Origin of the sequence: Kitasatospora sp. NPDC059408, from assembly GCF_042751525.1 — a bacterium.
Taxonomy (GTDB): Bacteria; Actinomycetota; Actinomycetes; order Streptomycetales; family Streptomycetaceae; genus Kitasatospora.
The window spans coordinates 1-7,827 of sequence record NZ_JBHYWI010000161.1 but is presented as its reverse complement, the minus strand read 5'-3'; the positions used below and the strand labels follow the sequence as shown (position 1 = coordinate 7,827).

Sequence of the window (7,827 nt, the reverse complement as noted above, 5' to 3'; positions counted from 1 at the left end):
TCAAGGAACGGACGCTTCCTTCGAGCCGCCTTCCAGCGGGCCCTCCGGGCGCTTCGTTCTTTCGTGTTTCCAGCTTATCAGATGTTTTCCGCTCCATTTTCCGGAGTTTCATTCATCCGATTCGCTGGTGTCTTTCGGCGCTGTTGCCCCGTCCGACGTTCCAAACTCTAGCCGATCCCCGCTCCGCAAAGCGAATCCGGCCGAAGTCCGAATGCAATCCCGATAAACGCGTACACCGAATACGCATCGAGCCGAACGCGCACATGGCGAGCCCGACCCGCTTCGTACCGGGACGTGGTGTCTTTCGTGGATTTGGCCGCTCCGGGACCGTCCGCGCCGATGCGTGTCCGGTGCTCCCTGTCGAGCGACTCGGGAACACTACTCCGCCTCCACTCCCGAGGCAAAACGGCGGCTACGGTCCGCCGGTCGCCGTGCCGGCCGGGGCGAGCGCCTTCCACCGAGCGCCGGCGGCCGGTCGGCGCAACCCTGGTTGTGAGGCCTGAGTGCGCCGAGATCCGGAGAGGGCCCGAACAGCACCATGACGATTGACGAGACCGCCGAACGGGTGATCCCGCTGCCGCCCGACGTGGTGGCCGGCTATGCGATGGACTGGCGCCACGACGCCGAGTGGACCCAGGGCATCCGCGAGGCCCGGCTGACCCGCGAGGCCGACGAGGGCGGGTTCGGCGTCGGTGCCGAGGTCACCCGTACGGCGCACTTCCTCGGCAAGCGCATCGACTACGTGCTGCGCGTGGCGGAGTACGAGCCGCTGCGGCTGCTGGACATGGTCTCGGTCGCCGGTCCGATGCCGATGCACGTCACCTATCGCTTCGCCCCGCACCCCGGCGGCACCCTCGCCCGGATCCGGGTGCGGGGCGACGCCGGAGGCTACTACCGCCTGGCCGCGCCGATCATGGCGCGCAAGGTCCGCTCGTCCATCGCCAAGGACCTGGGCGACCTCGAACGTCGACTCGGTCCTTCCCGTTGGGCGACTGGATCCGAATAGGTGACCGTGGGCAGGTCCTCGCCGAGTCAGAGGACCTCGGTCTGCTGCGGGGTCACGCAGTGGGAGTACTCGCCGACCTGCACGATGTAGCCCTTCGGGGGCTCCAAGGACGTCGTCCACCAGATCCCGGTGACCTCTCCGACAGCATCCGCCGTCGCACCTGGGGCGTCCGACTCCATACGGATTCGGACGCGGGTTCCCTCGGGCAGGTCGCTGCGATAACGGGGCGGCATGCCGGGATGAAGTCCTCCCCGCGAGACCAGGAACTCCGGCCGCAGCCTCCAGGAGCTGCCGTCCTCGGTCTCCACCGAGTAGAGCGGTCCGACCCGGCCGTCGCGCTCGTCCGGCGCAATGGCACACCCGACGATCACACCACGGCTGCCCACGGTCTCCGGCCCGAGCCGGCCCAGTTCCGGGACGGGCGGGTGCGGCGTCGCCAGTTCCACCATCTCGCCGTAGACCAGCGTGGCCGGCTCGGGCCAGGGAGTCTCGTCCAGCAGCCACCGATGCCCGACCGTCATGAGCCCCTCCCGTTCATGGCCTCGGTGGACCCGCCACACCATATCCGCGAGGCGGTTGGCCGGAGCAGCCCGACCGGCTCTCCGGCCACACGCTCCCGAGGCCTCGGCCGGCCCGGCGCCGACCACCGTCGCGTCGGATCCACTCATCCAGGGAGTCACAAGCGTCCGAAGATCACCCCCCGCCGGTATTGAACACGTTCAAAGTGGCGCTACAGTGTTCCTCGACAAGGTTTTGAACGCGTTCGAAACGCGGAGGGGAGTAGTCCCGTGGACTACACAGTCGTCAGCTATGCCGTCTATCTGCCGATCGCCACCGGTGTGACGATCTGGGTGGCCCGCACGCTCAGCCGGAACGGCCGGATCTTCCTGGCGGACGTCTTCGCCGGGGACGACCGGCTCGCCGACGCCGTCAACCACCTGCTCGTGGTCGGCTTCTACCTGATCAACCTCGGGTTCGTCGCGCTCTGGATGCGCAACGACGAACAGGTGGGCGACGTCCAGGGCGTCTTCAACGCGCTCTCGTACAAGCTCGGCACCGTGCTGCTGGTGCTCGGGGCGATGCACCTCGGAAACGTCTACGTGCTGAGCCGGATCCGCCGCCGGGGCACGCAGGAGCGCGAGCCGATGGCGCCGTCGCGCCCGCCGGTCCCGGCGCAGGGCCACGTCACCCCGGGCCCGGCGTGACCGCCGGCCAGGACGCGCCGCCGCCCGTGCGGTGGCTCACCGTGCTCCACGATCCCGCCTGCCCGCTCTGCCGCGGCCTCACCGCCTGGCTGCGCGGGCAGCGGCAACTCGTCCCGCTGGAGTTCGTCGCGGCCGGCTCCGCCGAGGCCCACGAGCTCTTCCCCGGGCTCGACCACGACGCGTCGCTCGGCGAGATCACCGTGGTGGGCGACACCGGAGAGGTGTGGCGCGGCCACCACGCCTTCGTCGCCTGTCTCTGGGCACTGGCCGACCACCGGTCGCTCGCCCGGCGCCTCGCCACGCCGGCCGGTCTCCCGCTCGCCCGGGCCGCCGCCTTCGCGGCCGCCCGGATCCGAGCAGTCACCAAGGTGTCAGCGAGCAGCTGTCCGTCGGGAGAGTGTGACGTCCCCGGCTAGGGCCGCGGACGTGACCGGGGCGATATGGACAGAGGGCAGCCGCACGAGGGCTGCCCAAGAGACGACCGTGGAACGACGATTCCCCCTCCCGTCCGCCAGGTGATCCGGGCCGCCGGGCGGACGGGAGAAGCGTCAGGTGCCGGACGCCTCGGGCCGGGTCGGCGGCGGGCCGGGGCGTTGGTCCGCCCCCGGGACCAGAGGCGCCGAGACCGGGTCCGCTGGGACTGGGTCCGCCGGAGCCGGGGGTGCCAGGGCCGTGGCCAGTCCCGCTCGGCCGTCGATGGCCAGCTTCCCGTAGACGTTGGTGAGGTGGACCTCCACGGTGCGCAGGCCGACGAAGAGGTACTGGGCTATGCCGCGGTTGGTCATGCCCTGGAGGGCGAGGTCCGCGACGCGCCGCTCCGTCGGGGTGAGGGCGTTCACCCCGTGGAACGTGCGGGTGCGCGGACGGTCGCCGACGGCGCGGAGTTCCGCGAGTGCCAGGTCCACGAGCGGGGCCGCTCCGCACTCGTCGGCGACGCTGGCGGCCCGTTGCAGGCAGGTGCGGGCCTCGGGCAGTCGCCCGGCCTTCCGGGCGAGGATGCCGCAGTCGACGAGCGCCTGGGCGTACCGCAGGCGTGCGGGTGCGTCTTCGAGGAGGCCGACCGCCTCGCGCAGCAGTTCCAGCCCTTCCACGCCCCCGAGGACCACGCCCAGCGCGGTCAGGGCGGTGCCCACCGTCTCCGGCACTCCCCAGGCCCGCGCCAGTCCGAGCTCCTCCTCCGCCAGCGACCGGGCCGCCTCGCCGCGCCGCAGCGCCGCCTGGACCAGCGCCGCCTCGGAACGCCATGTGTGGAAGCCGGGGCCGGACATCCCGCGGGCGAGCGCTCGTTCACCGCACCGGAGGAAGTCGGCGAGGCCCTCGTCCAACCGCCCCTGCGCGACCCGCAGCCGGCCGCGGACCATCAGGACGTGGTCGTTGACCCAGTTGGCGTTCAACTCACCCGCGAGCCCGGCACGTCGGAGAAGATCCTCGGCTTCCTCCGGCCTTCCCCGCCGGATGAGCGAGTCCATCGACGTCGCGGTCGCGAAGACGGCGACGCTGTGCGCCGGCCCGATGTCGATCGCCCGCAGTTCCTCCAGTGCCGAGGCCGCGTCCGCCCGGCTGTCCGCGAGGCGCCCCACCCGTCCCGCCAGGTTCGCGCGCACGCTGAGCGCCTGGAGGCGACCGAGCGCGGAGCCGCGGGCCCGTGCCTGCCGCACGGCGGCGTCCGCGTGCTCCAGCGCCGCCACCGTCTCGCCGGCCGCCCGCAGGGCGACCAGGGCGTCGTAGTAGACGAAGGACTCGTCCGACAGCGGGTCCGCCCCCTCCCCCAGGGCCAGTTCGGCGAGGCTCACGACCTCCTCCGGGCACCGGCCGACCATGGCCGCGCGCAGGCTCAGCAGCGCGGCCAGCGGCCGCCGGACGCCGGTGTCCGGCGCATCGAGGACGTTCAGCTCCATCAGCCGCTCCACGGCGTCCGGGGCGGAGGCCAGGTTGGTCAGGGCGATGTGGATGCGGTCGATCTCCAGGCGCAGGGCGTCGGCGGGGTCCGCCTCCCGGATGTGTTCGCTGGTGCGCCGGAGGACCTCCAGCGCCTCCGGGTAGCGGTCCACGGCCAGCATCGCGCCGGCCAGTCTGCGCGCCACCTCGGTCCGCTCGACCGGGTCCTGCGACAGCCGGAGGCTGCTCTCCAGGCTTCGGACGGCCACCGGAACGCTGGAGGCGAGCTCCAGCCGGCCGAGCGAGGCCAGCAGCCCGGCCCGTGACTCCTCGCCGGTCTCCTCCCGCAGCGCACGCCGCAGGTACGCCGCGGCCGCTGCGGTCCGGCCCTCCTCGGCCGCCCCTTCGGCGGCCCGGGCCAGGACCTCCGGTGCCCACGCCTCGCCCCGGGGACCAGGCAGGAGGTGGACGGCGATCCGCTGCGCCGAGGCACCGCGCGCCCGCAGGAAGCGGGCGGCACCGCGGTGGAGTGCCATCCGCCGGCTGGGCAGCACCGTGGAGGCCACGGCCGCGGCGAGGGCCGCGCAGCCGAACGCCGTCCCCTCCTCCCCGGCGCGGGTCAGGTACTCGGCCCGCACCAGTGCGTGCAGGGCGTCCGCCAGCTGCGGTTCGGCGAGGCCGGTGGCCTCGACCAGCAGGTCGACGCTCAGATCTGCGCCGGGGCCTGCGCCGGGGCCTGCGCTCGGGCCTACGCCGAGGACGGCGGCGGCCGTCGCCACCGTCGCGGCATGCGGCGCCAGTGCCTCCATCCGCGCGAGCACGGCCGGGCCCACGTCGGTCGGGACGTACTCGGTGATCCGTGCCGCCAGGTCCTCTTCGGTGCGCCGAGGGTCGGTGTGCTGCGGGCCGGTGTGCTGCAGGCCGGTGTACTGCGGGCCGGTGTGCTGCACGTCAGTGTGGTGCGGGTCAGCGGCACGGAGTCCGCGCAGCAGGGCGCGGAGCAGCAGCGGGTTGCCGCCGGTGGCCTCCCGGCAGGCCGTGGTCACGGCCCGGCCCGGGTGCCTGCCGAGGACGTCCTCGGCCAGCGCCTCGACCGCGTCCTCGGCGAGGCCGCCCAGCGTCATCCGGTGCCGGAACAGCGGCACGACGTCGGCGAGGACGTCCGTGTTCGCGTGCGTCCCCTCCTCCCCGAGCGTGGCGAGGAGGACGAGGGGCAGCTCGGCACCGCGCCGGAGCACGTAGCGCAGCCAGCGCAGCGAACGGGCGTCGGCCCGCTGGAGGTCGTCGACGGCCAGCACCAGGCGCCTGCCGTCCGTCGCCCGGACCAACCGCCGGTACAGGTCGTCGAGCGCCACTGGTTCGGGGGCGGACACCCAGAGCGCGGCCGGTGCCGGTTCGGCCCACGGCGTCAGGTGGTCGAAGAACCGGCGGACCATGCCGAACGGGAGCTCGCGTTCGAGCGGATCGAGCGCCGCCGACAGCACGAGGACGTCCGGGTCCTCACGGACGCCGGCCAGTGCCTCCCGCAGCAGTTCCGTCTTCCCGCTGCCCCAGGCTCCGCCGAGCAGGACGGAGACGCAGCCGTCTCCCCCGGCGGCGAGCAGGTGCCGGAGCACCTCCGACTCGCGCGCGCGACCGCGCAGGACGGGCAGGACGGGCAGCGTGAGCGGCACGTCCGGCACGTGCGCCGCGGCCGCGTCGCCGAGATCGATCACTGTTGGGCTTGTCGCCATGTCACACCAGGGCTGTCCGTCTGCGGAGCGCCGCCGTCCTCCGAGGCCGGGGGGCCGCGGAGGAGCCGGGTGACGCTGTGGAACCGGAGCGGCGGAGGACGCGGCCACGCGCACCTCGCGCCACCACGACCGGACCGGGCCGCTCATGGGTCGATTCTCACCCGTGCGCGTCAACGTCTTGTCAACGTCCTGTCAGCACCCCATCGGCAACCGGTCGGCACCCCCGCCGGCGCCGTCGGCCGGGCTGCTCCTGCGGCGCGGGGCGCGTCCGCCCGACCTTTCGGTACCGCCCGTCATGTTCCGGTGGGCGGTGCGGCTCTAGCGTGGTGCGGCCGGGTGGTTCGCCGTCAGCGCCTGTTCAGGCGCTGGGAGCCCGCGTGCCGGCCGTGTCGGGTACGGGCCGGCCGGACCCGCCTCCGTCCCCCGCACCGCCGCCACGGGACCACCGCCACAGACCCACCCCGGCGACGTCCGAACCGGCAGGAGCCGGAGGACGCCGGAAGACGCAATGAGAAGCAAGAGGAGAAAGTCGTTGAGCAACGAGAGCCTGGCCAACCTGCTCAAGGAGGAGCGTCGTTTCGCTCCCCCGGCAGAGCTCGCCGCAGCGGCCAACGTCACCGCGGCCGCGTACGCGCAGGCCTCCGAGGACCGCCTGGGCTTCTGGGCCGAGCAGGCCCGCCGCCTGGACTGGGCCACCGAACCCACCCAGACCCTGGACTGGTCGAACCCCCCGTTCGCCACCTGGTTCGCCGACGGCACCCTCAACGTCGCCTACAACTGCGTCGACCGCCACGTCGAGAGCGGCCTCGGCGACCGCGTCGCCATCCACTTCGAAGGCGAACCCGGCGACAGCCGCTCCATCACCTACGCCCAGCTCAAGGACGAGGTCTCCCAGGCCGCCAACGCCCTGCTCGAACTCGGCGTCACCAAGGGCGACCGCGTCGCCATCTACCTCCCGATGATCGCCGAAGCCGTCATCGCCATGCTCGCCTGCGCCCGCATCGGCGCCACCCACTCCGTCGTCTTCGGCGGCTTCTCCGCCGACGCCGTCGCCTCCCGCATCCAGGACGCCCAGGCCAAACTCGTCATCACCGCCGACGGCGGCTACCGCCGCGGCAAGCCCACCGCCCTCAAACCCGCCATCGACGAGGCCCTCACCAAGGTGGACGGCGTCCAACACGTCCTCGTCGTGCGCCGCACCGGCCAGGACACCGCCCTCACCGAGGGCCGCGACGTGTGGTGGCACGAGATCACCGCCCGCCAGTCCACCCACCACACCCCCCAGGCCCACGAGGCCGAACACCCGCTGTTCATCCTCTACACCTCCGGCACCACCGGAAAGCCCAAGGGCATCCTGCACACCTCCGGCGGCTACCTCACCCAGGCCGCCTACACCCACCACGCCGTCTTCGACCTCAAGCCCGACACCGACGTCTACTGGTGCACCGCCGACATCGGCTGGGTCACCGGCCACTCCTACATCGTCTACGGCCCCCTGGCCAACGGCGCCACCCAGGTCATCTACGAAGGCACCCCCGACACCCCCCACCAGGGCCGCTTCTGGGAGATCGTCCAGAAGTACGGCGTCACCATCCTCTACACCGCCCCCACCGCGATCCGCACCTTCATGAAGTGGGGAGACGACATCCCCGCCAAGTTCGACCTCTCCACCCTGCGCGTCCTGGGCAGCGTCGGCGAACCCATCAACCCCGAAGCGTGGATCTGGTACCGCGAACACATCGGCGCCGGCAAGGCCCCCATCGTCGACACCTGGTGGCAGACCGAGACCGGCGCCATGATGATCAGCCCCCTGCCCGGCGTCACCGAGACCAAACCCGGCTCCGCCCAGCGCGCCCTGCCCGGCATCGCCGCCACCGTCGTCGACGACAACGGCACCGAAGTCCCCAACCGCTCCGGCGGCTACCTCGTCCTCACCGAACCCTGGCCCTCCATGCTCCGCACCATCTGGGGCGACGACCAGCGCTACATCGACACCTACTGGTCC

At 72.5% G+C, this 7,827-nt stretch carries 6 protein-coding genes; 4 read left to right on the top strand and 2 right to left on the bottom strand.

Annotated elements, in window-relative coordinates; all coding sequences use genetic code 11:
- The first annotated feature begins 538 nt into the window (after positions 1 to 538).
- Positions 539 to 1,006 carry an SRPBCC family protein gene (locus ACFXDE_RS43410; RefSeq protein ID WP_380499735.1) on the top strand — a complete coding sequence of 156 codons (468 nt, stop codon included), beginning with the start codon at positions 539 to 541 and terminating at the stop codon, positions 1,004 to 1,006.
- Between the two features lie 26 nt (positions 1,007 to 1,032).
- On the opposite strand, the gene ACFXDE_RS43405 is transcribed toward ACFXDE_RS43410, so the two are convergent.
- A complete protein-coding gene (locus tag ACFXDE_RS43405; RefSeq protein WP_380499734.1) occupies positions 1,033 to 1,527 on the bottom strand; it encodes a hypothetical protein in 495 nt (164 codons plus the stop codon).
- 267 nt (positions 1,528 to 1,794) lie between these two features.
- Between ACFXDE_RS43405 and ACFXDE_RS43400 the strand changes: the two genes are divergently transcribed.
- Entirely contained in the window at positions 1,795 to 2,211 is a 417-nt protein-coding gene (locus tag ACFXDE_RS43400; protein WP_380499733.1) for a hypothetical protein, read from the top strand.
- On the top strand, positions 2,208 to 2,627 hold the full coding sequence (locus tag ACFXDE_RS43395; RefSeq protein ID WP_380499732.1) for a thiol-disulfide oxidoreductase DCC family protein: 420 nt from the start codon (positions 2,208 to 2,210) through the stop codon (positions 2,625 to 2,627). Before ACFXDE_RS43400 ends, ACFXDE_RS43395 begins: the two co-directional genes overlap by 4 nt.
- Positions 2,628 to 2,759: 132 nt before the next feature.
- On the opposite strand, the gene ACFXDE_RS43390 is transcribed toward ACFXDE_RS43395, so the two are convergent.
- Positions 2,760 to 5,804, bottom strand: a complete 3,045-nt coding sequence (locus ACFXDE_RS43390; protein WP_380499731.1) for an AAA family ATPase — start codon at positions 5,802 to 5,804, stop codon at positions 2,760 to 2,762.
- Between the two features lie 550 nt (positions 5,805 to 6,354).
- On the opposite strand from ACFXDE_RS43390, the gene acs reads away from it, so the two are divergent.
- On the top strand, positions 6,355 to 7,827 hold a 1,473-nt coding region (gene acs, locus ACFXDE_RS43385; RefSeq protein WP_380499730.1), incomplete at its 3' end, for an acetate--CoA ligase.

What these genes read in the sequence shown, in the direction of transcription:
- ACFXDE_RS43410 (WP_380499735.1), top strand. Translation starts at nt 539, where the DNA reads ATGACGATTGACGAGACCGCCGAACGGGTGATCCCGCTGCCGCCCGAC.
- ACFXDE_RS43405 (WP_380499734.1), bottom strand. Translation starts at nt 1,527, where the DNA reads ATGACGGTCGGGCATCGGTGGCTGCTGGACGAGACTCCCTGGCCCGAG.